Source organism: Rothia uropygialis (genome assembly GCF_004137765.1).
GTDB lineage: Bacteria > Actinomycetota > Actinomycetes > Actinomycetales > Micrococcaceae > Rothia.
The window spans coordinates 30,951-55,420 of record NZ_NOIS01000002.1 but is presented as its reverse complement, the minus strand read 5'-3'; the positions used below and the strand labels follow the sequence as shown (position 1 = coordinate 55,420).

The window sequence follows — 24,470 nt, the reverse complement described above, 5'->3', positions numbered from 1 at the left end:
GGATCCGGCCACAGCGTTTTTTACTATGACGTGACTGATTCGAAGGATTCTGGAAAGCTGGACATCGTGTTAGCAATACTTTGCCCTGGACAGGGCTCACAAAAACCGGGTTTTTTGGCCCCGTGGCTAGAGTTGGACGGCGTTTCCGAAAGGCTCTCGACCCTCGGAAACGCAGCGGGCCTCGATCTCATCCACTATGGCACCGAAGCTGACGAGGAGACCATCAAGGACACCGCGATCGCGCAACCGTTGATCGTTGCGGCGGGAATCGTCGTCGGCGAGCTTCTCGGGGAACGTATCGGTGAAAGGCGTGTTCTGTGGGCAGGCCACTCGGTCGGTGAAGTCACCGCCGCAGCGCTCTCCGGCGTCATGACGCCCGAGGACGCGATGCGTTTCATCAAGGTTCGCGGCGACGGAATGGCGAGGGCCTCCGCAGCCGAGCCTTCAGGAATGGCGGCTGTCCTGGGCGGCCAGGAAGAAGACGTCCGGGCGGCCATTGAGGAAGCCGGTCTGACCGCAGCCAATGCGAACGGCCCCGGCCAGATCGTGGCGGCCGGATCAGAAGACAAACTTCAGGCCTTTGCGGAGAACCCACCTGCAAAAACGCGCGTGATTCCGCTGAAGGTTGCCGGCGCGTTCCATACTTCCTACATGCGCCCGGCGGTCGGCGACCTGCAGGAGATCGCCCACGAGCTGCCGACGCACGAACCCGTCACGACCCTTCTGTCCAACAAGGACGGCAAACCGGTCACCTCGGGTGCGGCGGCCCTCCAGGGCTTGGTCGATCAAGTGACCCGCCCGGTCCGTTGGGACCTGTGCATGCAGACCATGCTCGACGAAGGAGTCGACCATATCCTCGAACTCGCTCCGGCCGGAACGCTCGTCGGTTTGGCCAAACGGGGCATGAAGGGGATTTCCGCTACTGCGCTCAACTCGCCCGACCAACTCGACGACGCCGTCACCGAGTAAAGCCAGCCCAGCGAGGAAAAGAGACCAGCGTGGTGACTCTCAAAACCAAACCCGTTCAGAAGTCGGCCAAGATCCTCGGCCTCGGTGCCGCCCGGCCGGACGTCGTCGTGACCAATGATGATGTGTGCCAGTGGATCGACTCTTCCGACGAATGGATCCGGTCACGGACCGGTATCAATACGCGGCGTCGGGCCGATGCCGACACGTCCGCCTTCGACCTCGCGGTCGAGGCCGCCAGGGAAGCCTTGGACAGCTCAGGCGTCACGGCGGAACAGATCGATGGCGTCATCGTCTCGACGGTCTCGCACCCTTACGCGACGCCCTCGATGGCCGCCAAACTTGCGGACGAAATCGGTGTCACTCCTGCCCCCGCATATGACATTTCGGCGGCCTGCGCCGGATATTGTTACGGAATCGCCCAAGCCGACTCGCTCGTCAGGGCGGGTACGGCCAGGAATGTGCTCGTCGTCGGCGTAGAGAAGCTCTCCGACTTCATCGACAATTCCGAGCGCTCCATTTCGTTCTTGTTGGGCGATGGCGCCGGCGCGGTCGTCATCGGCGCTTCCGATGAGCCAGGGATCGGCCCTACGGTGTGGGGCTCCGACGGATCCAAGTGGGAAACCATCAATATGACCCACTCCATGCTCGAGCTGCGCAATCGCGACTGGGTCAACAATCCGGTTGAAGAGGGCGAGAAGGTGTGGCCTACTCTGTACCAGGACGGTCCGACCGTATTCCGGTGGGCCGCGTGGGAGATGGCGAAGATTGCCCAACAGGCTCTCGACGAAGCAGGCCTCGAGGCCGAAGACCTGGGCGCTTTCATTCCGCACCAGGCGAATATGCGCATCATCGATCAGATGATCAAGACACTGAAATTGCCTGAGAACGTGGTGGTTGCTCGCGATATCGCGGATTCCGGCAATACCTCCGCGGCATCGATTCCTCTGGCCACCCACCGGCTGCTTCAGGAAAACCCAGAGTTGTCAGGACGTCCCGCGCTCCAGATCGGCTTCGGCGCCGGACTGGTCTATGCAGCGCAGGTCGTCATCCTCCCATAGCCCCCGAGCCGGAGCCACTGGCTGCGTCCCGGATCGATGAGACGTAAAACCCAGCACGTCAGGCAGAGATATCTACCGGCGCGTCGGGCCTCGAAACGATACAGTAAATAACGGATAAAGCCCGTGGACGCGGGACCCCGCGGCTCCGCGGAGCCGCATGCATCCCACGCGACGCGCGAACGTCGCGTGATCACGAATCAAAGGAGTACACACCATGGCTGACAAGAACGAGATCCTCTCCGGCCTGGCCGAGATCGTCAACGAAGAGACGGGCGTCGAGACCGCCGACGTTCAGCTCGAGAAGTCCTTCACCGAGGACCTGGACATCGATTCGATCTCGATGATGACCATCGTCGTCAACGCCGAAGAGAAATTCGGAGTGACCATTCCGGACGAAGAGGTCAAGAACTTGACCACTGTGGGCGACGCAGTCGATTTCATCGCCAACGCTTCCTAGAAGTTGTTGGGTACGGGCGCGGCGCCTCGGGTGCCGCGCCCTGGCTTCTCCCCAAGTGTTACCCCCGCCCACGGATAGGTCGTCCGGTGCGGACCATGCCCCGAATCCGCGGGCGGAGATAAGAAAGACGTGAGATGAGTCAGAAAGTAGTAGTCACTGGCCTTGGGGCGTTCAGTCCCATTGGCGGGACCGTATCCGAGACGTGGGAGAACGCCCTTCAGGGTGTCTCCGGCATCAAGGCCATCACCGAGGACTGGGTTTCGCAGTACGATCTGCCCGTTTACATCGCGGGTCGAGTCAGCCAGTCAGTTGAAGATTCCGAATTCATTTCCAAAGTCGAGTCCAAGCGCCTTGACCCATCGGGCCAGTTCGCTGTCATCGCCGCACGGCAGGCATGGCAGGACGCCAGTTTCAGCGCTTCGGACGCTGAAGAAGCCGAAGAGCTCGACCCCGAGCGACTCGCGGTCTCCTTCGGAACCGGAATCGGGGGCGTGTGGACCTTGCTGAACAGCTGGGACACTCTTCGGGAACGTGGTCCCCGGCGCATTCTGCCAATGACGGTCCCGATGCTGATGCCGAACGGATCCTCAGCAGCCATCGCACTGAATCACAAGGCGCGCGCGGCGGCACAGACCGTGGTTTCGGCATGTGCTTCCAGCACCGAGTCCTTGCACGTCGCGCTAGATCTTATTCGCAGCGGCAAGGCCGACGTCGTCATCTCGGGAGGTACCGAATCGGCGATCCACCCCATGACTTTGGCGTCCTTCGCGAAGATGCAGGCTTTGTCCAAGCGCAACGACGATCCCGAACGCGCATCGCGCCCCTACGACGTCGACCGTGACGGGTTCGTGATGGGCGAAGGGGCGGCCGCACTGATTCTGGAGTCGGAGGAACACGCCAAGGCCCGTGGTGCCCGCGTTTATGCCGAACTGGCAGGTACCGGTGTTTCCTCGGACGCCTATCACATCACCGCGAATGATCCCGAAGGTTCCGGAGCGGCGCGCAGTATCGACGAAGCGTTGAAGGCCGGAGAAATCGATCCGGAGGACGTGGTGCACGTCAACGCTCACGCGACGTCGACCCCGGTGGGCGATCCCGCCGAAGCGACCGCTCTGCATGTGGCATTGGGCTCTCACACGGACCACGTTGCGGTTTCCGCGACCAAATCCATGACGGGACACCTTCTGGGTGCTGCCGGAGCTCTCGAAGCGGTCATGACCGTTATGGCGCTGAAGGACCGGAAGGCGCCTGCAACCATCAACCTGGAGAACAAGGATCCCGAGATCGACCTGGATGTCGTGACGGACGCTCGTGACTTGCCGGCAGGAGAGATCGTGGCGTTGTCCACGTCATTCGGATTCGGCGGACACAACTCGGTTGCCGCATTCCGCACGGTGGACTGACCTAACGGCCCAACGCCGGCCCTAGGTGGGGCGGCGCTTTCAAATTAATACGACGACGCCCGGACAGGATCGCCTGTCCGGGCGTCGTCGTCCCTTGATGCGTTGCGGCGCGGGAAGTCTGAAGGTTGTGGAGCCGAGGGCTACCGTGAGACCGGGTCTCAGCCGACCCGGTGGAGGTATCTGACGTTCGAAGGCTCGGTCGCGCAGGCACGCAACGGTTCGAGTTCGGTATCCCATGCTTCACCGAGTGCCAACGAGAACTGGCGCAGGAGCGCTGTGGCGTCTCCGCGAGCGGCCTCGTAGGCATAGCGCACGCGATCTTCGGTGATGACGGTGTTCCCTGTTGAATCAATCATCGCGTAGAAGATACCGAGTTCCGGCGTGTAAGCCCACCGTCCTGCGTCGGCTCCGGGGCTGGCTTCTTCGAAGACTTCGAAGCGGATGTTCTTCAGGCGGCGAAGCGCCGAAGCGATCAGAGCGCCGGTGCCTTGAGGCCCCTCCCATTCGAGGGTCGTCCGGACCTGATCCACGGTAGCGGTCTGGTCACACCATTGAAGATCCGTTGACTGACCAGCCACGGATTCTAGCGCCCAACGAATATGAGGGCACAACGCTTTCGGGGCTGCATGTACGTGCAAAACCCCCTGAGTCGGAATCGTGCTCACGGTAGCTCCCCTGTAATCGACAGATACGTCTTCCCCTACGATCTGTCAGTGGTTCGCTCTGATGAGTCGTTCCTCAACGGTCACCATTGTGCCCGATCATGGTGCGGAGCACAAAGCCTCCTCGCAGATGAACGGTGAATTCCCAGGCTCGGTGTTCATGACGGCCAGTGGGCCTCATTTACGCCCGGGGGTGAGCCCTGCGGTAAGTCTTGGCGAGCCGGTCGACCGAGACATGGGTGTAGATCTGGGTTGTTGCAAGAGTTGAATGGCCCAACATTTCCTGTACTGCACGTATATCCGCGCCCCCGTCGACCATGTGAGTCGCCGCGGTGTGTCGGAAGACGTGTGCCCCCGACGCGCCGGTACTCGTGGCCCGTGCCAGGATCTCGTTCAAGTCCTCCCGAATCTGGCGTTGCCCCGCACGGGTTCCCCTCGTGCCTACGAACAGAGCGCTTTGAGCACCCTTGACCCATTGCGTCCGACCGGACTCCAACCAGGTCTCGACCGCTTTCATCGCGGGCAGCCCGAGGGGCACCGTTCGTTGTTTGTCGCCCTTGCCGACCACGGTGATTGTTCTGCGCTCCGCGTTGATACTCGAAAGGCCCAGTCCGCACAGTTCCGAAATTCGCAGACCCGCGCTGTAGAGCAATTCGACCACGGCGATCGTACGGAGGACATGAGGGTTTCCCGGGCTTTGCTTGAGATCATTTTCGAGAAGGGACAGGATTTCCTTCATGTCCTGCCCGCTGAGGACCTTGGGAAGGGATCTTCGGCCTTGGGGTGATTTGAGACGGGCCGCCGGGTTGTTCGTGACGATGCCTCGGCCTTCCGCCCAGGCGAAGAAGGAGCGAACGCTGGAGGCTTTTCGAGCCATGGTGCTTCGAGCTTCCTCACGTTGGTACCCCTCTGCGAGCCAGTTGCGAAGCTCCTCGAGCTCGATCTGCCCGAGCGAATCCGCACCGGCCTGTTGAACCGACAGGAACAGGTCTTTCAGATCCGATGAATAGGCCCGAACCGTTTCAGGACTGCGGGCTTTCTCGTACAAGAGGTAATTCTCGAATCCGCCCAAAGCTTGTGCGAATTCCTCTCCGAGCTCGCGTGTGCGCGGACTCGCTTCCCGTTTTTTCACGACGCTGTTTCCCCCAAAGAGGCCTCGGGGAAAGATTCTGCCCACATGGCGACACGCTTCAAGAGCGCTCCAAGTCGAAACCTTTGCGGGACGATCGCTGTCAGACCCGCATCCAGGAGCGGCTGTGCGGTGACCGATCCGACGGCGAAAAGGCCCGTCGTGCCGTCCGCCGAAAGGCGGCGCAAAGCCTCTCGCTCCTGAACAGAGACGTGGCGCATCCACGCCTCGGCTCCCCCTGCTGAGGTAAACAGCACGCCGACCCGTTCGCCCGTGGTCGCGTCGATGATGCTTCGGCGGAGGGCATCGGAATCTTCGGATTCCGTGTACTTGTACGTGACGACGGGCGTGACCTCGGCTCCCAGGGAGCGTACGACATCGTCGAGACCGTCGGCACCCATGCCGTGGTGCTGGACGACGGCCTTTGTTCCGGTGAGGTCCTCCCCCTCAAGATAACTCGCCACGTCCTCCGCCGTTTCCTTCTGGGATACCCACTCCACGTTCAGCCCCTCGGCGAGGATCGCTCCGTTGGCTTTGGCGCCCCGAGCCAAAAAACGTGCCCCACGCAGGGCGCCCAGGAGAGGCTCTTTGAGGCCGGTCTGATCTGCAGCGGCCAGCCACCCTCTCAACCCCACACCCGTGGTCACAATGACCAGATCGGGCGGGGACTCGATGATTCTCCGGGTAATTCCCGGTAGGTTCTGGTCTTCCAAGACGGGAGTGGTGATGATCGACGGGCAGTGAAAGACCTGAATGCCTTTACGGCTGAGGGAGGACTCGATGTCGTCGGCGCGTCGCTGCGCCGTGACGTGAATACGCACCGGCTGATCGCGGCTGCTTTCGGACATGTCGCCATTCTCCTCGCCAGTTGGTGGAATTGAACCCAGGGGGCTTGAACTACTGTACCCACCCGCTACGGGATCCATGACGTGGCCTTGTACCGACCGCACGCTCATAATTGAACCCGCGCGCATCTCCACAGCCCTCCCAGGTTCTCCGCCATCCCCTTACTCTCCAACTGTGCCAGGGCAGGTATGACGTCCCGAATGTCGAGGCCTGCTGCCGCGCATAGTCTTTCCGGCCGCAGGGGTTTCCCGATGGGCAACGCATCCCGAACCAATTGTTGTACTTGGGTCAGGTCGCAATGCGTGTCGCTCGCACCGGAGGCGACGAAAGCCGGCGCCTCAGCGCGAGGAGGACAAACCGGTGGCGCTCCCCCACCGCCTGCCGGAGACGAGGAAGCAGGTAACAATTGCCTGACATCCTCGGTTGTGGTCGCGATGCAGGCGGGCGTCTCTTTCAGCAACCGGTGGCATCCAGCCGATTGGGCACTGAAAACTGAGCCCGGAACGGTTGCGACGGTACGCCCCAAGTCCAAGGCATGATGAGCAGTATTGAGGGCTCCGGAACGCCATCTTGCCTCGACCACCAGGACCAGGGCCGACATGGCCGCTATCAATCGGTTGCGTTGCAGGAAGCGATGTCTCATCGGGCTGCAACCGGGATTGACCTCCGTCAGCACGAGGCCACTCACAGCTATGTCGCGCAAGAGACCTTCGTGCGCCCGCGGATAGGGCCGATCTATTCCGCAGGCCAGAAAAGCCACGGTACTGGGACGGTTGGTGGCCATCGTCATCGCGGCTTTGTGAGCCGCCGCGTCAATCCCGAATGCTGCCCCAGAAAGAATCCCGTATCCTTCCGCAGCGAGATCACCCGCGAGATGCGACGTGATGGAATTGCCGTACGGAGTGGAGTCGCGGCAGCCCACGAACGCGACGTTCGATTCGGCCGGACGGTTCAGCCCGGTCCGGTCACCGAGCCCCCACAGGCCTATGGGCTGCAGAGGACCGAGATTCCGCAGATCCTCCGGCCAGTCATCGTCTTCCGGGGTTGCCAGCCACGCGCCGTGCCTGTTCATGGTACGCTCCAACATCTCGGGATCTTCGAGCAGAGATCGGCTGGCCCAACGGCGTCTCGCATTGAGAAAATTGTTCCCCGTGACGGAGCTCATTCTTTCGGGTGAGCTCGCCTCGATCGAGGCGAGTTCCTCGTCCGTCAGTCCTCTCTTCTCTGCCACGACCTGGTAAGCATGATCGGCACCTAGGCTCTCGATCAGTGTCATGCCAGCCGAATCTTGCGGTTCGAAAATATGCATCAGCTGTATTCGCGCGTTCCGCGTTTGCCTGTCCTGATGTCGTGTTTTCGACCGTGCTGTATTCCCTTCTGCATGGCACCCAGGTGTCCGGTCATGCATGGTTCTTTTTTCCTCTCTCGAATACGCCGTTTAGAACTTCACCCCGGAACCGATCCGGAGCCCGATTGCCGCATCAATGTCCTGGATTCGTGGGGACCCCACGCCGGCCAGATCGGCGAGACTCCACGCGACACGCTGGATACGGTCGCATCCGCGAAGGGTTACGTCTCCTCGATCCAGCAAACGAGTCAGGGATCCTAAGACCTTCGGCGACAGTCTGAGCTGATGACGAAGATGCCTCCCGCGCAGTTGCGCGTTGGTTGAAATCCCGAGCGGTTCAAGTCGCTCACGGGCCGCTTGTCGAGCCCTGACAACCCGAGCAAGGACCTCCGCAGACCTCTCGGCCGGCCGACGGGCAGCGACATCCGCTGAGGACAATTTGGGGATCCTGATATGCATGTCGATCCGATCCGCAAAAGGTCCCGAAATCTTCGACAGATACGTTCGACGTTCCCGCGACGAACACGTGCACTGATCCGCCATCCCACTGGATCGGCCGCAGGGACACGGATTGGCTGCAACGACGAGTTGGAACTTCGCGGGATAATGAGCGCTCGCCCTGGCCCGATCTATCGTGACCCATCCGGATTCCAATGGTTGCCTCAGTGCATCGAGGACACCCCGCCTGAATTCAGGAGCTTCGTCGAGGAAGAGTACTCCGTGGTGAGCACGAGAAATCGCGCCAGGCTGAGGAATCCCGGTGCCACCGCCCACGATCGCCGCCGCCGTGGCAGTGTGGTGAGGAGCCTCCCACGGAGGATCCACGATCAGGTGATTCACGCGCGACTTCCGCGAACCAATCGAGTGCACGGCAGTGACTTCTTGCGAGGCCTCGGCGTCCAGCCGCGGGAGGATACCGGGCAACCGCTCTGCCAGCATGGTTTTTCCCGCACCCGGTGGGCCGACCATGGACACGTGGTGACCGCCGGCCGCGGCGATCTCCAGGGCCCAACGGCCCTCCTCCTGGCCGAGCACATCGGAAAGATCCGGGGTCACGCGGTCCTCCACGGCAGGTTCCCTTGGAATCCGTCGGGCGGGTGGTCGCACAAGTTTGGACGGTTCGGCCCCCGACCATTCCAAAACGTCAGCTAACGCTTCGAAACCGTGAACCCGGGCACCAGGAACGAGCTCCGCTTCCGCACGATTCTCCGATGCGACCACCACACGTGGATACCCCGCCGCTACCGCGGCGTTGACCGCGGGAAAAACCCCGGGCACGGGACGCAGAGAACCGTCCAATCCCAGCTCGGCCAAGAACACGTATTCCTCCGTCGGACGAGCGTACCCCGAGGCTTGGACTGTTGCCATCACGATGGCCAGATCAAATGCAGACCCGGTCTTCGGCAAGGTCGCAGGCGTCAGACTCACCGTGATTTTTCGAGGGACCAAAGGCAGACCGGAGTTCTTGGCAGCAGAACGGATACGTTCCCTGGACTCCATAAGCGCGGTATCGGGAAGGCCCAACAAGACAAATGCCGGCAAAGTCTGACCGATATCGGCCTCAACCTCAATCATGTGCCCACTCAGCCCTAACAGAGCCACCGAAAAGGTACGCGCAAACCCCATCAGATCACCCCTTCCCTGTGCTCCAAAGTGAAACACCGCGGGCCACCCACCACGGAAACAGCATCGACACGAAGACCACCCGGAGAGATCCCCGTTTCGCGAGCCCACAAACGTCCCAACAGGCAGAGCCTTTTGATCTTAACCGGACCAATGGCCTCGAGAGGATGGCCGAATTCCAGCGACGAACGCGTTTTAACCTCACAGATCACCAAACACCCACGATCCGACGCCACAATGTCCAATTCGCCCCGGACAGAAGTCTCACGCGGATCAGGACGCCAGTTCCTGTCCACAATTCTCCAACCACGAATTTCCAAGACGGCCGCAGCCAGGTCCTCGCCCCACCGACCGATATTCGCCCGTTCGTCCATGTCATACCCCCCACAGAAAGGATGCGACATCAAGACCTCGGCGGATCCTCAACTCGGGGCAGAATCACACAACTGTGGACAAGTCACACACATTCATGGCAGTCAGACTCCGGTGGACGATCCAACACGATCGCCACGAGACACCAATCGCGACTCGATCATTTGCGCTCGAGAAACATCAGCATCATCAACGGTGACTAGTTCAGCCGAATCGTTCGCACAGGACAGACAGTTTGTTCCGCCTCGCAAAAGTTGGTCAGACAACGTCCCCGACCATCACCGACCCACTATTCGAACTGGTCCAGTTGTTCAAGAAACGCATCGCGGTTCTTTGGAGAAAGACGTCACCCGACGAGTTCAACAAGCGTGGGTCGGTTGAGTTCCCAGCCCGCCTCGCCGAGGTGCGGAAGTTACGCCCCGGCTCATCCGGAATCCACCAAACCATCAACAGTCCCCTACGATCGTACGCAACGGCTCAAAAGGAATTTCCCGGCGCGTGACCCGAACACTTGCCCTTCCTGAGGGCGATCGAAGGTTCTTTCAGGAATTCAACGACCAATACAGCCCCATAACCGTTTAACCGTGATAGCCCGATCAAAGACCGTTGAGGCCATAGTCCGGGCTGTAGTCGCCGACTTTGTCATCGATGACCCAATCGACGCGAGCCGAGCATGCAGAAACTCGACGATTCGACCCTCGGCCGGCAAGATACCGTGGCCCGGTAGACCTCCATGGTGACCGAGATCCCGATGGTGGCCTGACATGATGCCGGCCTCGCTACCCACACGGGTCAAAGCCGCAATCATCTGGGCGCCTTGCCCACGGTTCATACTGTTCGTCGAGCGCGCCGGTGGCGAAAAAACTGAGACTCAATATAACAATCTGGTTATCTTGGGGTCATGATAGGCGTGGGCGACGTTTTTGTTGAGCGGTCGCAACCTAGCCGAAATTCTCCACTACCGAGGGGGCAACGCGATGAAAATCGTTGTAGCAGGGGCAACCGGCACGCTGGGCAACCGTGTTATGGATGAGGTCCTGACTATGGGACACGACCCGGAGCCCGTGAGCCGAAGCTCTGGCGTGGACCTCATGACAGGTCACGGGCTCGCGGACAAACTGCTCGGAGCTTCGGCCGTAATCGACGTGTCAGCGACCAGCAAAATTAGCACCAAGGCATCAATCAACTATTTCACGAACGCGACGCGCAATCTGATCGAAGCTGAACGCGCGGCCGGGGTGCCACACCACGTAGGGATCTCAATCATCGGTGCTGCCCAGGTCAACGCCAACTACTACGCGGGCAAAGCCGCTCAGGAAGAGTTGCTGCTGGCCGAGGCCAGAGGGTGGTCGTTGCTGCGCACGACACAATTTCACGAATTCGCGAAACAACTCGTCGGGCACAGCAAAGTCGGCCCCCTTCACCTCATCCCCACGATGCGGTCACAGCCGATAGCGGCCGACGAAGTCGCGACCGAGCTCGTCAAAATCGCCCTGGGCGATCCATGCGGGCTCGCTCCGGACCTCGCCGGTCCGCGTGAAGAGAATATGGCCGAGCTCGTGCGGCAATATCTCAAGGCAACCGGCCAGGCCCGACGCGTGATTCAAGTTCCGCTACCTGGGGCCTGGGGCCGCGGCATGCGCGATGGCACGTTGTTGCCACCTGCCGAAACGCGTCGCGGCCAACAAACGTTCGACGAGTGGCTCGCCCAGCAGAAAGATTAGTCTTTTCCGAGCTATTCAACACGTGCCGATTCAGGCCTCATTGATGACAACGCCGCGCCGGCCTATAGCACCCGATGCCGCTGCTAAACCGATCATGGGAAACGACCCACACGGTTGTCCCAGCTTTCCGCGAGAGGGGTCTGCACTAGGATGGCTCCGACAGCTTACCGCCCATCTCGATGGGCTCCACACGTGCTGACCGAGGTCTGGGAATCTCTCTCATCAACCCCGGCTGCCCCAGGCCGCCCGCAATTGCTCCGGCGTCACGCCCAAAGACCACGAGAGACGATGCAGCGCACACGGACCATGTGTGCCCAGGGCCGCACGATGAGACGAAGAACCATAACCTTTGTTCTCCTCCCAACCGTAGGCGGGATACTTCAGCGCCAGCGACTGCATCACCGAATCACGCTCGACCTTGGCGACCACACTCGCCGCGGCAATGCTCGCACACCGGTAATCACCCTTGACCTGCATTGTCACTGGCAATTCCTTCACGACGGCGCCGTCCATGCGCTCACTCACGGGATCCGGCTCCGTCAGTGACAGCAGATCCGCCACACGAGTCAACCAATCGTGTTTACCGTCCAGCAGTACGGCCGAAGAATTCATACGGTCATCGCCAACAGCGAGGGCCAAGTTGTTCATTGCGCGCAAACCCGCGAGCCGCAACGCCTGCGTCATACCGAGCGCGTCGACTTCCTCGGGTGAAGACGACCCGGTCTCAACATGGATCCACGACCTGATAGCAGGGAGCATCGCTTCACGCCGCGGGGCGCTGAGCGCCTTGCTGTCCGTCAGGCCCGGGACTTCGAGCACCGCATCGGCAGGGACCCACGAGGCACCAACGGTCACGGGGCCGGCCAGTGACCCGCGCCCGACCTCGTCCATCCCGATGACGCCGAGGTGCCCTTGACCGAACAGACGTCGTTCAACGCTGAGGTCGGCGCCCTCAGCGTCAGCGGTCGTCTTGTTCGCGGCCGTCACTGGCCACCGTGGCTCGCCTCGGAACTGGGGATGTCCTTGAAGACATCGTCCGGGGTGGACAGCCACGTCCAACGGCTCACGGGCCACGCGATCGTGAATGCTCGTCCCTCGATGTCCTTCTTCTTCACGAATTCATTGCCCTCTTGGATGTGGTAACGAGAGTCGGCCGAGGCATTACGGTGATCACCCATGACGAAGTACTCACCCTCCGGTACCGTTACATCGAACGGGAAATCCGAGGGTTGTGCTCCCGGATAGAGATACGATGACTCGTCAATGGGCTTTCCGTTGACCTCGACCTTGCCGTCGGAAGAGCAGCAGCTGACATGGTCACCGCCTTGCCCGATGACTCGCTTGATGAGGTAATTCTGTGACGAGTCCGGAAGCACCCCAACGAAGGACAGCGCTTCGCGCACAGGATTGGTGCTCGCAGGGTTCTGGTTCTCCGGGATCCAGTGCTGCGTGTCCTTGAAGACCACGATGTCGCCGCGTTTGGGGTCATTGAAGTAGTTTCCCGCGACGTTGACGAAAATTCTGTCATTGAGCTCCAACGTGTTTTCCATGGACCCCGAAGGGATGTAGAAACCGCGAATCAGGAACGTTTTGACGATGAAAGCGATGATCAGCGCATAGACGATGACCAGCAGAACTTCCTTGATCTTGGGCCACAGGCCCTGGGGCTCTTCTTTTCCCTTCCTGTCCCGTGCTGCAGGGGAGGAAGGTTGCACCGAGTCCGCGGATCCATCCGCGGGCTCACCGGATGCGGAATGCTGGCCAGGTGTCATAGAGGTGTCCTTCTCTCACTTGCTATGGTCTGGGTTTAGTCTACTGACCGCCCTGGGGCTCAGCGATCAATTTGGGATATCCGGTTCAAGGGCCAGATCACCGCCACGGGCCGCCCAATGATCTTGTCAGTCTTGATCAGACCGCCACCCGGGGCGGCAATCAAAGACCTGGAATCGTTGGAATCCGAGCGGTTGTCGCCCATGACCCACATCCTGCCATCAGGCACGACGACGTCGAATCTCGTCTCGGATGGTGCGTCGCCCTGCATAATGTAAGGCTCATCCTTGGCCTGCCCGTTGACGGTGATTCGGCCGTCGGCAGCGCAACAGTGCACGTGATCACCCGGTACACCGATCACTCTCTTGACGTACACGCCTTGACGAGTTCCGACACCCAGCCAAGAGCCGATTTCGCCAATAGTCTGCGTTAGCTTATTGTCGCCGGATTCGTAAGGAGCAAGAGATCCGGTTCCATCAAAGACAACGATGTCGCCGCGATGCGGATGATCGCTGCCTGGGCGCCATACTGCGACACGATCATGTTCCTGGAGGTTCGGCTCCATGGAAGCGGACGGAATGTAGAAGACCTCGAGAAGCAAGCCTCGGACGAGGACCGTTATCAGGACGGCTATGACCAGGGCCACCACGACCAAGCGCCGGCTCCCCCAGGGGAGCCGGCGCTTCGAGTCTGCGGCCGTAGCAACGGCCTGCGACGAGTTCGTCAAGAACCTTATGCGTTGTCGCGCTTCTCGCGGATACGCGCGGCCTTGCCGTGGCGGTCACGCATGTAGTAGAGCTTGGCGCGACGAACGTCACCGCGGCTCTGAACCTCGATCTTGTCGAAGATCGGGGAATGAACCGGGAACGTGCGCTCCACGCCTACACCGAAGGAGACCTTGCGAACGGTGAAGGTCTCGCGAACGCCCGCACCCTGTCGGCCAACCACGTAACCGCGGAAGACCTGGACACGGGAGCGATTGCCCTCGATGATGTTCACGTGAACGTCCACGGTGTCACCCGGGCCGAAGTCCGGGATGTCCGTGCGGAGGTTCTTCTGGTCAATGAAATCCAGAGTCTGCATGACGATATTCTCCTCAATCGATGCCGCAGGCCACCGACTGATTGATACGACGGAGGCTTCCGGGGTTGACCGAAAATGCTTCCGAAGTGATGTACCAGCCAAGACATGATTGGTGTCCTGGTGCCGTCTTCCGTCAGGTCGCTCTTCCCCCTGCGGCAGGGGCGTGCCCGGAGACGGCGCAATTTTATATTTTGCCACAGTCCAGAGGCGAGTTCCACAGACACAGTCCGTGGCCGCGGTTATTCCGTATCGCTCTCGTCACGTTCGACCGCCAAGGCCTCGAGAACCGCGCGGTCTTCCCGGTCCCACCCGGTGGCAGGCAAGGATTCGATCAGGTCCGGGCGCCGCCGTAGGGTCCGTTCCAGTTGCCAGTCCCGTCGCGCTCGAGCAATGGCCGCGTGATTTCCGGACAGAAGAACCTCTGGGACCTCCCGGTCACGCCACACGGCCGGCTTGGTGTAGACCGGATATTCCAAAAGACCGGCAGCGTGGGACTCTTCGACCAGGGATTCGGGATTGCCGATCACACCCGGAAGCAAACGCGCCGTGGCCTCGATCATGGCCATGACCGCGACCTCTCCCCCGTTGAGAACATAGTCCCCGAGGCTCACGGGCATGACTCGAAATCTCTCACCTGCCCACTCGAGAACGCGCTCATCGATACCTTCGTATCGACCGCACGCGAAGACTACGTGCTCTTCTCTCGCAAAGTCTTCGGCCATGCGCTGCGTAAAGACCGATCCGGCAGGAGAAGGGACCACCAGCAACGGGCGCGGATCCGTGCCGTCGCCCGAGACGGCATCGTCGGAAGCATCTGGAAACAGAGTCGACGCCTCCAGCACGGCTTCGAACGCCCGCGCCCATGGTTCGGCCTTCATGACCATGCCGGCACCACCACCATAAGGGGTGTCGTCCACCGTGCGGTGCCGATCCGTCGTGAACTCCCGGAGGTCGCGGACAGACAGGTGCAACAGACCGGAACGACGAGCCTTGCCGATAAGGGACAGCTCCAGAGGTTGCAGGTACTCGGGGAATATCGACAGAACATCGTAACGAGGATTCATTCGGATTCGCCTTCGGCCTCGTCGGGGCCCTCATCGGCGAGGTTCAGCTCAAGGAGACCGGGAGGAGGGCACACCACGACGAAGCCGTCCTCGAGATCCACTTCCGGCACGATTTCTTCGACGAACGGAATGAGCGCCTCGCTGCCGTCGTCGAGCTCGACGACCAGCAAATCCTGTGTGGGTCCCGTCGTCAAAGCGGAAACCTGGCCGATGCGGTTGGTCAGCTCGGTGACCTCCGGCGAGGGTACGGAATAAACATCCAGGCCCTTGAGCTCGTGTTCGTAATACCCCGCCGTATCTTCGGCTTCCTCGCTGTCCATCATGAGTTTGTGGTTGCGCAGGGTTTCCGCATCGTTCCGGGACCTGACCTCGTCGAATCCGAGAATCATGACGCTCTTGTTCCATCGGACGGAGTTGATCGTCAGGCGCCCACTCGGAGCCAAAGCGGTCGACGGCTCGATCTCGATTGCGGACCCTTTGACCAGGCGTGTCGAAGGATCGTCCGTGTACAGCTGCACCGTGACTTCCCCTTTGATCCCGTGAGGCTTACCGATTCTTGCGACCTGAACCTGCACCGCGTCTTTCTCCTTCCTGATGAGCAGCGAACGGCCCATGCCGTACACCGGAAATATAACAGGCCCGCTTCCACCACAGGGGCGGAAACGGGCCTGTTAGCGCGGCGAAATGCCGCAAAGCATGCTATCGACGCCGATCGGTATCGATCACGTCGACCCTAACCTGCTCACCGTCAGCCAGGGCACCGATCACGGTACGAACAGACTTGGCGGTTCGGCCACCACGTCCGATGACGCGTCCGAGATCTTCCGGATTGACCCGGACCTCGAGGGTTTGACCCCGTCGGCCCGAACGCGAACGAACTTCGACGTCTTCGGGATGATCAACGATCCCCTGCACGAGGTGCTCCAGAGCTTCGGAAAGCATAATTACTCAGCAGACTCTTCGCCGGTCTCGGCCTCATCGGCCTTTTTCGCGGAAGACTCAGAAGCCTCGGCCTTCTCTTCACTCTTGGGAGTGATGGCCTCGGGAATGACCACGGAATCCTTCTCCGGGACCTGGAACTCGGGCTTGGCCTCGACCGGCTTGACGGTCGATTCAGCGTTGCCCTCGCCCTTGAACTTGGCCCAGTCACCGGTCAATTTGAGCAGTGCCAGAACCTGTTCGGTCGGCTGAGCGCCGACGGACAGCCAGTACTGAGCACGCTCGGAATTGAGCTCAACCAGTGAAGGGTTCTCGGTCGGCTGGTAGATGCCGATCTCCTCGATTGCGCGGCCATCTCGCTTGGTGCGGGAATCGGCAACGACAATACGGTAGCGGGGATCGCGGATCTTACCCAGACGCTTCAGACGAATCTTTACAGCCACTTGTGTGGACTCTCCTGTATCTATACAAGGTCGGTTCCTGGTACGTCAGCTACCCGTGGGGCGGGGTTGTCAGTCAGGAACCTGCGGACCAAATGCTGCGCGGTGAGAGGGGCCGCGCACATCGAGTACCTGTCAAGTATGCCAGAGGCAACCACGCTTGACCAGCAGGAGGAATCCGGGACGGACGTCGGGTGCGTCACGCGATGGACGACCGGAGCTTCACGAAGGCTGGGCCAACCCCGTCCGGTAGGCAAAGATGACAGCCTGGACGCGATCTCTGCTACGGGTTTTCGCGAAAATCCGTGACACGTGAGTCTTGACGGTTGCCAACCCGAGGAAGAGATCGTCGGCAATCTCGGTGTTCGACTTCCCCTGGGCCATCAAGATCAGCACTTCCTTTTCTCGCTGCGAAAGGGCTTCGAACGCCAGAAGATCCTCCGGACACAGGGTTCGGCGCGCCGCCTCCTCCGCGGGAGGATCGTATCCAGCTCCGGAGCCCGAGGACTCGTCCACGATGCGTTGGATCAGGGGCAAGGTCACTTCCGGACTCAGCAGGGCCTGTCCGCCGGCCACGGCTTCTATCGCCGTCACCAACTCTTCCGCGCTTGCAGTCTTCAAGAGAAAACCGCTCGCCCCGGCCTCCAGGGCGCCAAAGAGGTAGTCCGAGCGATCGAAGGTCGTGAGCATGATGACCTTCCCGAGGCCCTCCTGGACTACATATCGGGTCGCCGTGAGCCCACTCATTCCTGGCATCTGGATATCCATGAGGACGACGTCTACGGGTTGCTCGCGCAATCGCTCCAACGCGGACTGCGCGTTGGCCGCTTCTCCCACCACCTCGATCCCCGGCTCGACGGACAGCACAAGAGAAAATCCCGAACGGACGACGGTTTGGTCGTCGACGAGGAATATTCGCAACGGTTGGATCATGCCGGTTCCTTTTCGGCGGACGGTTGAGCATTATGAAGTGGGACCGTGAACCGGGTCTTCCAGCCAGGCCATGGGGTCAGCGGACCGTAGACGGCTTTACCGCCCAGAACAGAGGCGCGTTCTTCCACCCCGCGCAGGCCCGAGCCCGTGCTGGGGGCCACGCCGCGGTCCTCGGGACGTACAGGGTTGCCACGATCGGCCACCTCGACCTCGAGCTCGTTGGCAGTCCACGACGCCCGTAACAGAACTTGGGCCTCGGTCGCATCGGAGTGCTTGAGCACGTTGGTCAGTGATTCCTGGACCATACGATAAACCCCGTGGTGAAGAACCGCCGAGAGATGCGGCCCCTGGCCGTCAAGGGATTTCCCGTCCTCAGCAGATACGGATAGCCGGACCCTCAACCCCATTGATTCGAAACTTTTCACGAGTTGAGGAAGATCCTGGATCGTCTTGCTCTCGCCGGACGCAGTTCCGAGGTACTCGTCGCGGTCGTCGGATTCGCGCAGCAATCTGAGCACGGTTTGCAGTTCCCCAATGCCCTCGCGCGTACTCGTCTCGATGGCTTCCAAAGAATCCCTCACGAGCTTCGACTGGGCCTCGTCGAGGCGCACCGTCGTGCCGTCGTGGCCGGCGGCAAGAATGCGACGCGTGCCTCCGGCTTGAAGTCCCACACCGGTGAAATGGTGTCCGATCGAGTCGTGGAGGTCACGGGCCAGGCGGATGCGTTCTTCCGCGACTGCATTCTGGGCGAGACGATGGGACTGGCTTCTGATGGTCCGTGCCTGGCCCTCCAGGCGATAACGCCGCAGCGCCGCCCGCCACGACGCACGGCCGACGGCCGCCGCACCACACACGTAAGCAAGGTTGATGGCGGTCGAGTAGACCGCATAGGCCAGAACGGGATCGAAGGGTCCCGCGGGTTCCGCGCCGTTTTCTCGCAGGTCATGGAGGATGTTCTCAGAGCCAACCCATGTCAGTATCAGCCACGAGGTGAAACTGACCGCCACGGCCAGATTGACGAGCCATACGGCACGCCGATGCCGAGACCAAGCCGTCGCGGTGTAGATCGCCGTGAAGTAACTGGCTTGGAAGACCACGGACACGGAAACGGTGGTCGCGATGTAGAACATGGGAACGAATACCGCGCTCGAGACGATGAGCGTGATCAGAGGAAAACGACGACGGAGGACCAGACACAACGGCGTAACCCCCGCGCCGATATAGGCGGTCGTGGTCGGGCGATCGTCTCCTATGCCTCCTCCGAAACTCTGCATGAGCGCAAGGGTCAAAACGCTTGCGCAAACAAGCAGGAGCGCGAGAATAACATCGTTGCGTTGTTGCGACGAGCTGGGCCGCGGTCGTTTCCAATCCGGGCTCCGGTCGTCATCGAGCCAGCGTCGAAGTGTCCAGACTTTCATGTTGGGCGGAGCCACCGCGGTGCCTACTTCTTGCGTCGAAGAATCCAGGCCCCGAGACCCACTCCCGCCGCGGTGGCGATGGCCCAGCCGCCGCGTTTGACGGAATTGCTCAGACGCAAGGCGACCTCCAGATCCGACTTCGGGTCCGAACTTTGGCCGGAGCCGTCGTCCGCCGGATCGAATTTCTCGTATCCGGGCTGATCGGACATGGATTTACGGCCGTCGATGATCTTGGCGGGCAAGTCGGACAGGCCCAGGAGCTGCAGGACAGATTCCGGAGCGTACCGCCCGTTGTCGTCGGCGGCGTACTTTTCGAGGCGTCGTGAGCCGACAGGATCGAGCCCGAAGGCTTCCGTCAGGTTGTCGACGGCTCGGGTCCGAGCCGCGTCGCGGACCTCGATCTCTTCCTGTCCCGCGATCTCCGACTGAAGTGCCCCAGCGGGCGAATCGGAGGGATAGGTGAAAACCGCCCCGCGGACCGGACCCCACGAAAGGGTGATGGGCTCTCCGCGGGTCGGGCAGAATGTCGCGGCCCGGTGCTCTCCGTCCGTGTCCAGGACGACCGCACGCCGAGGCAATTCGTCGACGAGGCTGAGCAGGTCTTCATAATATTCACAGGTCACGACGACCCAGCGCTCTCCTGATGAGGCAACCTCGAACCAGCCTTCAGGGCGTATCGAGCGGATGGCTTGCCGAAGAGTCCGCGACGATGCCTCGAACATTCCGACTGCGCTTGGCGTGTGGGTTATACCGTCGCCGGTCTGCCAGGACGCGTATTCCAGTCCCGGGAAGGCCAGGATCGTTTCCATGAACTCCCCCAATTCCCCGCCCAGACTCAGCTGACCGTGTTCATCTGCTCGGGCCACGTGAGTAATCTCCCCGCGAATATGAACAGGCACCATGAGTCGCAGGTTGTGATCGCCGGTCGTGTACAACGCGGGAACGGACTGTTCGCGAATGAGCTTCAGAATCCGCTCGCGCTCGGCATCTGCTCCGGCGCCGGTCACAACGACGCCGCCTTCCGGGGTCTCGGTCAGTCGTCGATGAAGATCCAAGCGCACGGGGACCCACTGCCAGGAGATTCCGTCCTGGTTCGGGGTCCGGTCAGTGCGATGGTCGTCGGTCACGTTGCGCCTGTCCTTACGTATCGTTGATGCTTTTCACGGTACCCGCGATTCCGGACCGGTGGCCCGAGAATCCGAGCTTAATTCCATTGGTTCGAGCTGAGTTCGATGACGGCCTCGGTTCCTCGAACCGAATGCGCTTGCCGCAGTCGTTCGGAGAAACCGCCGCTGAGATAGGAATCTAACGCGTTGAATTCAACGAACTTGTATTCCGTCAACTCTTCTTCTTGCAGTTCAATGGGTGCGTCGGAGGAGACGACGCCGCCATCATAGATGAAATATGCCGAATCTCCCCAGTCGCCCATGTTCAGACCGTGGAAGAGAAGAAGCATTCTGCCCCAGGGAAGTTCCAGGCCCACTTCCTCGAGAACTTCCCGGAAACATCCTTCCTGCGGAGATTCGCCTGCTTCAACCGTGCCCCCGGGCAAAGACCAGCCGTCTTTGTAATTCGGCTTGACGATCAGCAATCGATCCAACTCGTCCGTGATCAGTGCACCGGCGGCAAGGCGCCGACGCGGAAGCGAGGCGACGAACGCGCGGAAGTCTTCATCGGACAAGTACGTATCAGCCATATTTACAGGTCTACTTGTCCCCGAGGAATTTCTCAAAGCCCTTGGGCAAATTCATGGAGTCCATGTCGAAATCCTCTTGTTTCCCGAAACTCGAGCCGTTCTTCTGAGCAGGCTTCTGCGCCTGACCCTTGAGCTCTGCCTCGCGCTTGGCTGGGTTCCCCGAACGTCCCTTTTTCGCGTTCTTGCCCTTGACGGCCTTGCGGTTCTTCTTGGGGCCACCCGATCCGCCCATACCGGGCATACCACCCGGCATCCCGGGAACACCCTGGCCGGAAGCCATGCGCTTCATGAGTTTTTGGGCCTGAGAGAACCGTTCCATGAGCTGATTGACTTCGGAAACGGTCACGCCGGAACCGCGCGCAATACGGGCACGGCGGGAACCGTTGATGATCTTGGGCGCAACTCTTTCATGCGGAGTCATCGACCGGACGATGGCCTCGACCCGATCAATTTCGCGGTCGTCGAAATTCTCCAGCTGCTGACGCATCTGGGCAGCGCCCGGCATCATCATCAGCATCTTTTTCATCGATCCCATTTTGCGGATCTGCTGCATCTGGGACAGGAAGTCTTCGAACGTGAAGTCCTCACGATCCTGGAACTTCTTGGCCATTCTGTCGGCCTCGGCCTTGTCCCAACTGGCTTCCGCCTGTTCGATCAAGGTCAGCACGTCGCCCATGTCCAGGATGCGGCTGGCCATGCGATCCGGGTGGAACTGCTCGATGTCCCCGACGTTCTCGCCGGTCGAGGCGAACATGATGGGCTTGCCGGTCACTGAGGCAACCGACAGGGCAGCGCCGCCTCGAGCATCGCCGTCGAGCTTGGACAGCACCACACCGGTGAAGTCCACGCCCTCGTTGAAGGCGAGCGCGGTATTGACCGCGTCCTGTCCGATCATCGCGTCGATGACGAAAAGGACTTCATTCGGCACGATCGCGTCGCGAATGTCGCGCGCCTGCTTCATGAGTTCCTGGTCCACGCCGAGTCGGCCAGCGGTATCGACAATGACGACATCGTGCAGCTTGGCGCGCGCGGTCGTCACGCCGTCGCGGGCCACCTGGACCGGGTCCCCCGTGGGGTCGTCGAACTCGCTCGTGGTGCCGGGGTGCGGAGCAAAGACCGGGACGCCTGCGCGTTCGCCCACGACCTTGAGCTGCGTGACCGCGTTGGGGCGTTGGAGGTCGGAGGCAACGAGCATGGGCTTGTGACCTTGGGCGGTGAGCCATTTGCCGAGCTTTCCGGCGAAAGTGGTCTTGCCGGAGCCTTGGAGACCGGCCAGCATGATGATCGTCGGACCGGTCTTGGCCATGTTGATGCGACGGGTCTCGCCACCGAGAATACCCTGAAGCTCTTCGTTGACGATCTTGACGACCTGTTGAGCGGGGTTGAGAGCTTCCGAGACTTCGCTGCCGGTTGCTCGCTCCTTGATCGAGGCCGCGAATGCGCGCACCACCGGTACCGCGACGTCGGCATCAAGAAGGGCACGCCGGATTTCGCGGACGGTGGCATCGACGTCGGCTTCGGAGAGGCGGCCTTTGCCGCGCAGGTTCTTGAAGGTCGATGCTAGGCGGTCGGACAGAGAATTGAACACGTGAAGTGGTCTACTTTCGGTGCAGTCGTTTCGGTGCTGTGGTCTCCGGGAGCGGTGTCCGCGGGACACCGCCGGCCTCGGTTGGTCGGTCGGCTTACAAGACTAGCACCGGTCTCCTCGCCCCGCGGCATAGTTTCCACACCGCGAACTGTCCGTCCGCCTAGCCGCCGCAGTGTTTCAGATCGCTTGCTCCCCACGTTCTCCCGTGCGGACTCGAACGATCTCTTCGATGGATTGGATCCAGACTTTCCCGTCCCCCGCGGTCCCGGTATTGGCCGAGGACACGATGACCTCAACGACGTCGATGGCTTGCTGCTCCGTCGCCAGGATTTCCAGCCTGACCTTGGGCAAAAGATCCACGGTGTATTCGGCGCCGCGATAGACCTCGGTGTGGCCCTTTTGTCGGCCGTATCCTGCGGTTTCGGAGACGGTCATGCCGTGTATCCCGAATGCTTCGAGTGCTTCCTTGACGGATTCGTATTGCTCCGGGCGGACAGTTGCCGTGACGAGTTTCATGTGTGCCTTTCAGTAGATGCCCTGGCGGCATGAGATGGTGCTTCGGCAGCGACGGCTGGTCAGCCGCGAACCCCAATCTGCCCGGACGTTCCGGAAACAAAGGCGTATGCCGTCTCGGCGTGGGATGCCAGGTCAATGCCTTGAACTTCCTCTTCTTCACTGACCCGGAAGCCAATGGTCTTCTTCAGGACTATGGCGATCACGAAGGTCATGATCGCCGTGTAGGCGACGGTGATGACGGTAGCGACCACTTGGGCGATGAGTTGGTCTACACCGCCCCCGTAGAACCAACCCGCATTTCCGGTCGACGGTGTTGCAATGAACCCGAGGGAGACGGTGCCGATGATTCCGGCGACGAGGTGAACTCCTACGACGTCCAATGAGTCGTCGTAGCCGAAGCGGTACTTCAGCCCGACCGCCAGAGCGCATGCCATTCCCGCGATGAATCCGAGCACAATCGTCCAACCGGGATCGACATTCGCACATGCCGGAGTGATGGCCACGAGCCCGGCAACGATCCCGGATGCGGAACCGAGCGACGTCGCATGACCGTCCCTCAGACGCTCCACGAGCAGCCACCCGAGCATTGCGGCTGCGGGGCATACCAGGGTGTTGATCCATATCAATCCGGCCTGAGTGGAATCGGCCGCTGCGCCCGCGTTGAAACCGAACCACCCGAACCAGAGCAACGCCGCACCCAGCATGACGAAGGGCAGGTTATGCGGTCGCTGGTTGGGGTCCTTCCCGAATCCTCGGCGTACGCCAAGGATGAGGCACAGGACAAGGCCCGCGACGCCGGCGTTGATGTGAACCACCAGTCCCCCGGCGAAGTCGATCGCCTCACCCAGAACGGAACCGATCGCTCCGTCCGCGGTGAAGAGTCCGCCGTCGGCCCAGACCATGAAGGCCAAGGGCGCGTAGACGAGGGTGATCCAGAGAGGAACGAATACACACCAGGTTCCGAATTTTGCTCGGTCAGCGATCGCACCCGAGATGAGGGCGACCGTGATGATCGCGAAAGTCGCGGAGAATCCAGCGGCCATGAGTTCCCCGGAGTCCAGTGAGGCGCCGAGCCCGAAATCCGTGAACGGGTTGCCGACGATGCCCGGGATCATGTTCTTCCCGCTGGACATCGAGGCTCCCCACAGAACCCAGACGACACCCACCAGCCCGATGGAGATGAAGCTCATCATCATCATGTTGAGCGCTGCTTTGACCCGGGTCATGCCTCCGTAGAAGAACGCAAGGCCCGGCGTCATCAGCAGGACGAGTGCGGCGGCGATAACGGTCCACACGTCGTTTGCTGTCAATTGGTCCACGGCCGTTTCCCTTTCGCGAGTGGGATCCAGGATGCGGATCCTCGGCTGATTGGTACAAGAATCAGTGTCCACTCGTTGTGTTTCGGCTTCCTTCACGCCGAGTTTCGAAGGTG

26 protein-coding genes are annotated in these 24,470 nt (G+C 60.9%); 5 read left to right on the top strand and 21 right to left on the bottom strand.

Annotation, left to right across the window (positions count from 1 at the left end; all coding sequences use genetic code 11):
- Positions 1 to 66: 66 nt before the first annotated feature.
- The 4 genes from EWV35_RS03850 (at position 67) to fabF (ending at position 3,887) form a co-directional block, all read left to right on the top strand.
- Positions 67 to 969: an ACP S-malonyltransferase gene (locus tag EWV35_RS03850; protein ID WP_129659482.1), complete on the top strand. Its 903-nt coding sequence runs from the start codon at positions 67 to 69 to the stop codon at positions 967 to 969.
- Positions 970 to 998: 29 nt separating this feature from the next.
- Positions 999 to 2,027, top strand: coding sequence for a beta-ketoacyl-ACP synthase III (locus EWV35_RS03845; RefSeq protein ID WP_129658377.1), 1,029 nt, complete (start codon positions 999 to 1,001; stop codon positions 2,025 to 2,027).
- A gap of 214 nt (positions 2,028 to 2,241) precedes the next feature.
- Complete coding sequence (locus EWV35_RS03840; RefSeq protein ID WP_129359792.1) at positions 2,242 to 2,484, top strand: acyl carrier protein; 243 nt, start codon at positions 2,242 to 2,244, stop codon at positions 2,482 to 2,484.
- 134 nt (positions 2,485 to 2,618) lie between these two features.
- Positions 2,619 to 3,887 carry a beta-ketoacyl-ACP synthase II gene (gene fabF / locus EWV35_RS03835; protein WP_129658375.1) on the top strand — a complete coding sequence of 423 codons (1,269 nt, stop codon included), beginning with the start codon at positions 2,619 to 2,621 and terminating at the stop codon, positions 3,885 to 3,887.
- Between the two features lie 158 nt (positions 3,888 to 4,045).
- On the opposite strand, the gene EWV35_RS03830 is transcribed toward fabF, so the two are convergent.
- The 6 genes from EWV35_RS03830 to EWV35_RS03805 all read right to left on the bottom strand — a co-directional run bounded on the left by EWV35_RS03830 (position 4,046) and on the right by EWV35_RS03805 (position 9,869).
- Complete coding sequence (locus EWV35_RS03830) at positions 4,046 to 4,552, bottom strand: DUF3145 family protein (protein ID WP_129658373.1); 507 nt, start codon at positions 4,550 to 4,552, stop codon at positions 4,046 to 4,048.
- Between the two features lie 178 nt (positions 4,553 to 4,730).
- On the bottom strand, positions 4,731 to 5,681 hold the full coding sequence (locus EWV35_RS03825) for a tyrosine recombinase XerC (protein WP_238654131.1): 951 nt from the start codon (positions 5,679 to 5,681) through the stop codon (positions 4,731 to 4,733).
- Complete coding sequence (locus EWV35_RS03820) at positions 5,678 to 6,526, bottom strand: uroporphyrinogen-III synthase (protein ID WP_165168321.1); 849 nt, start codon at positions 6,524 to 6,526, stop codon at positions 5,678 to 5,680. The genes EWV35_RS03825 and EWV35_RS03820 overlap by 4 nt, the downstream gene beginning before the upstream one ends.
- A 104-nt stretch (positions 6,527 to 6,630) precedes the next feature.
- Positions 6,631 to 7,800 (bottom strand): DNA-processing protein DprA, encoded by a 1,170-nt coding sequence (locus EWV35_RS03815; RefSeq protein WP_165168319.1) that lies wholly within the window; start codon positions 7,798 to 7,800, stop codon positions 6,631 to 6,633.
- A 162-nt stretch (positions 7,801 to 7,962) separates the two neighbouring features.
- On the bottom strand, positions 7,963 to 9,498 hold the full coding sequence (locus EWV35_RS03810; RefSeq protein ID WP_129658367.1) for a YifB family Mg chelatase-like AAA ATPase: 1,536 nt from the start codon (positions 9,496 to 9,498) through the stop codon (positions 7,963 to 7,965).
- Positions 9,498 to 9,869 carry a YraN family protein gene (locus EWV35_RS03805; RefSeq protein ID WP_129658365.1) on the bottom strand — a complete coding sequence of 124 codons (372 nt, stop codon included), beginning with the start codon at positions 9,867 to 9,869 and terminating at the stop codon, positions 9,498 to 9,500. The genes EWV35_RS03810 and EWV35_RS03805 overlap by 1 nt, the downstream gene beginning before the upstream one ends.
- 975 nt (positions 9,870 to 10,844) lie before the next feature.
- Here EWV35_RS03805 and EWV35_RS03800 point away from each other — a divergent pair.
- The gene (locus EWV35_RS03800) at positions 10,845 to 11,591 is read left to right on the top strand and encodes an SDR family oxidoreductase (RefSeq protein WP_129658363.1); all 747 of its coding nucleotides are present in this window, start codon (positions 10,845 to 10,847) and stop codon (positions 11,589 to 11,591) included.
- Between the two features lie 222 nt (positions 11,592 to 11,813).
- On the opposite strand, the gene EWV35_RS03795 is transcribed toward EWV35_RS03800, so the two are convergent.
- From EWV35_RS03795 to EWV35_RS03725, 15 genes are all read right to left on the bottom strand, one after another.
- Entirely contained in the window at positions 11,814 to 12,578 is a 765-nt protein-coding gene (locus EWV35_RS03795) for a ribonuclease HII (protein WP_238654129.1), read from the bottom strand.
- Complete coding sequence (gene lepB / locus EWV35_RS03790; RefSeq protein WP_129658361.1) at positions 12,575 to 13,363, bottom strand: signal peptidase I; 789 nt, start codon at positions 13,361 to 13,363, stop codon at positions 12,575 to 12,577. The genes EWV35_RS03795 and lepB (EWV35_RS03790) overlap by 4 nt, the downstream gene beginning before the upstream one ends.
- A gap of 59 nt (positions 13,364 to 13,422) precedes the next feature.
- Complete coding sequence (lepB, locus tag EWV35_RS03785) at positions 13,423 to 14,088, bottom strand: signal peptidase I (RefSeq protein WP_394342430.1); 666 nt, start codon at positions 14,086 to 14,088, stop codon at positions 13,423 to 13,425.
- Between the two features lie 5 nt (positions 14,089 to 14,093).
- The gene (gene rplS / locus EWV35_RS03780; RefSeq protein ID WP_129359800.1) at positions 14,094 to 14,444 is read right to left on the bottom strand and encodes a 50S ribosomal protein L19; all 351 of its coding nucleotides are present in this window, start codon (positions 14,442 to 14,444) and stop codon (positions 14,094 to 14,096) included.
- A gap of 239 nt (positions 14,445 to 14,683) precedes the next feature.
- Positions 14,684 to 15,508, bottom strand: a complete 825-nt coding sequence (trmD, locus tag EWV35_RS03775) for a tRNA (guanosine(37)-N1)-methyltransferase TrmD (protein WP_129658359.1) — start codon at positions 15,506 to 15,508, stop codon at positions 14,684 to 14,686.
- Positions 15,505 to 16,083 carry a ribosome maturation factor RimM gene (gene rimM, locus EWV35_RS03770; protein ID WP_129658357.1) on the bottom strand — a complete coding sequence of 193 codons (579 nt, stop codon included), beginning with the start codon at positions 16,081 to 16,083 and terminating at the stop codon, positions 15,505 to 15,507. The genes trmD and rimM overlap by 4 nt, the downstream gene beginning before the upstream one ends.
- A gap of 124 nt (positions 16,084 to 16,207) precedes the next feature.
- Positions 16,208 to 16,450 (bottom strand): RNA-binding protein, encoded by a 243-nt coding sequence (locus EWV35_RS03765; protein ID WP_129359803.1) that lies wholly within the window; start codon positions 16,448 to 16,450, stop codon positions 16,208 to 16,210.
- 2 nt (positions 16,451 to 16,452) lie between these two features.
- Positions 16,453 to 16,890, bottom strand: a complete 438-nt coding sequence (gene rpsP / locus EWV35_RS03760) for a 30S ribosomal protein S16 (protein ID WP_129658355.1) — start codon at positions 16,888 to 16,890, stop codon at positions 16,453 to 16,455.
- Positions 16,891 to 17,109: 219 nt separating this feature from the next.
- Complete coding sequence (locus tag EWV35_RS03755; protein WP_129658353.1) at positions 17,110 to 17,820, bottom strand: response regulator transcription factor; 711 nt, start codon at positions 17,818 to 17,820, stop codon at positions 17,110 to 17,112.
- The gene (locus EWV35_RS03750; protein WP_165168317.1) at positions 17,817 to 19,094 is read right to left on the bottom strand and encodes a sensor histidine kinase; all 1,278 of its coding nucleotides are present in this window, start codon (positions 19,092 to 19,094) and stop codon (positions 17,817 to 17,819) included. Before EWV35_RS03750 ends, EWV35_RS03755 begins: the two co-directional genes overlap by 4 nt.
- 167 nt (positions 19,095 to 19,261) lie before the next feature.
- The gene (locus tag EWV35_RS03745) at positions 19,262 to 20,365 is read right to left on the bottom strand and encodes a hypothetical protein (protein WP_129658349.1); all 1,104 of its coding nucleotides are present in this window, start codon (positions 20,363 to 20,365) and stop codon (positions 19,262 to 19,264) included.
- A gap of 77 nt (positions 20,366 to 20,442) precedes the next feature.
- Complete coding sequence (locus EWV35_RS03740) at positions 20,443 to 20,934, bottom strand: NUDIX domain-containing protein (RefSeq protein ID WP_129658347.1); 492 nt, start codon at positions 20,932 to 20,934, stop codon at positions 20,443 to 20,445.
- Positions 20,935 to 20,944: 10 nt separating this feature from the next.
- Positions 20,945 to 22,522, bottom strand: a complete 1,578-nt coding sequence (ffh, locus tag EWV35_RS03735) for a signal recognition particle protein (protein ID WP_129658345.1) — start codon at positions 22,520 to 22,522, stop codon at positions 20,945 to 20,947.
- 177 nt (positions 22,523 to 22,699) lie between these two features.
- Entirely contained in the window at positions 22,700 to 23,038 is a 339-nt protein-coding gene (locus tag EWV35_RS03730; RefSeq protein WP_129658343.1) for a P-II family nitrogen regulator, read from the bottom strand.
- 59 nt (positions 23,039 to 23,097) lie between these two features.
- Positions 23,098 to 24,297, bottom strand: a complete 1,200-nt coding sequence (locus EWV35_RS03725; RefSeq protein WP_129659475.1) for an ammonium transporter — start codon at positions 24,295 to 24,297, stop codon at positions 23,098 to 23,100.
- Positions 24,298 to 24,470 lie beyond the last annotated feature (173 nt).